This window comes from Sphaerimonospora cavernae (genome assembly GCF_042435035.1).
In the GTDB taxonomy this organism is placed as follows: domain Bacteria; phylum Actinomycetota; class Actinomycetes; order Streptosporangiales; family Streptosporangiaceae; genus Sphaerimonospora; species Sphaerimonospora cavernae.
Window position 1 is genome coordinate 1 of sequence record NZ_JBHMQT010000028.1, and the last position, 1631, is coordinate 1631.

Consider the following 1631-nt stretch of genomic DNA (forward strand, 5'->3'; position numbering starts at 1 on the left):
GCCACCGGTGGACACCTCCACGGCGGCACCGTCGGCGATCGCCTTCGGCTTCAACGTCCCGTCTTGCTCGACCAGCGTCGTGTCGATCGGCACCCACGCCCCGCCGCGCCGGGTCCGGACCGGACCCGCGCTGACCTGCGTGGTGAACGTCTTCCCGTCCGGCTGGGCATAGGTGATGCTCGTCTCATCAGTGGCTTCGGCCACCTCGACCGGCTCACCCGACCGCTGCGCCTCCACAGAGGCGCGGGTGCGCGCGGCCTGCAACTCCGCCGACGGCACCTCACCAGCCGCAGCGGAGCCGGCGGGGGCAGCGGCGGGAGAGGAGGCCGGCGGCATCGGACCGGCCACCGTCGCAGCCTGCTGCCCACTCCCGGTGAGCCATTCCTCGATCTTGGTGACCTGGTCGGCGGCATCGGTGTAGTACACCGTCTTGCCGCCCACGGGCGGGACCACCTCGTACTTGTCCGCCCCCAGGTAGTTCGTGGTCGTGCGGCGGAACTCGCTGCCGCCGGTCATGTCCACCTGCGCCGTCACCCGACCGAGCCCGTCATACTCCGGCTTGGACCACTGCGGCAGCGTCGCAAGGCCGGGGTTGAGCAGACCCGAGCCCGGCTGGCCGGTGTTGTGCACCGGGGCCGAGGTCGCGGCCGTCTGCCCCCGCCCGTCGTAGGTGGTGACCTGAACGATCCGCCCACCGGCCGGTGAGGCGGTCTGCACCTCCCGGATACGGCCGAACCCATCGACATAGGTGTAGGCGGAGACCCACGTGGCCGTGTCGCCGGTACCGGACTGCAGGCGGGACACGCTGGTCCGGGCCGGCTGACCGGAGGTGAGCGTGTAGGCGACCCTCGCCGCCGGAGTGCCTCCCGACTTGGGCCGCTCAGGCGTCCACAACTGCAACGTCCGCCCAAGCACGTCGTAGTCGATGTTCACATCGTTGTCGTTGACATCACGCATGCCGACCGGCTGCCCGTGGTATTGGGAGGACCAGGTCGTCACCGCGTGCCCGAGCGGGTTGGTCACCGTCACCCCGCCAGACGGCCACCCGGTGGCCGGGGTGTAGACGGTGGTGGTCGTCTTCTCCGCCGGGTCGGTCATCGTCAACGGCCGGCCGTACCCGTCGAACGTCGCCTTCGTCACCGCATGATCAGACTCGCTGCTGTAAGCGCGGGACTCGGTCACGTTCCCCCGCGTCGGGGTGTTGGAGGACTCACTGGTCGCCCCGTCATACAAGGTGACCGTGCGCGCCAGCAGCGTCCCGGCCGCGCAGTCGTCCCCCGCACGCCGCTCCTGCCGGGCCGGGTAGGAGATCATCCACGCCCCGCCGGAGGTGTTACGCGCATACGTGGTCGCGGTGCAGGTGTTGTCCGAGCCGTCACCGCGTTCGCCGTAATCGTTGACCGTGACCGGCAACCCATCAGCGTTGTAGGCGGTCTTGACCTCCGTGTACCGCCACCCCGTGGTGGCCTTCTCCCGGCCCACCTGCCGCACCCGGTCCACCCGGGAGGGCTTACGCGAACCCGGGGCGGTGCCGGTGACGGTCACCGCGTACTCATACCGGGTCGAGCTCTCCTCCCCGCTCGTGCCCCAGACCTGCTCCTGCAACGTCCGCCCGCTCAACTCGACCCGGT

1 pseudogene is annotated in these 1631 nt (G+C 70.3%); it reads right to left on the reverse strand.

What is annotated here, in order from left to right:
• A pseudogene (locus ACFHYQ_RS13035) lies at window positions 1–1545 on the reverse strand (hypothetical protein); the annotation flags it as partial.
• Window positions 1546–1631 lie beyond the last annotated feature (86 nt).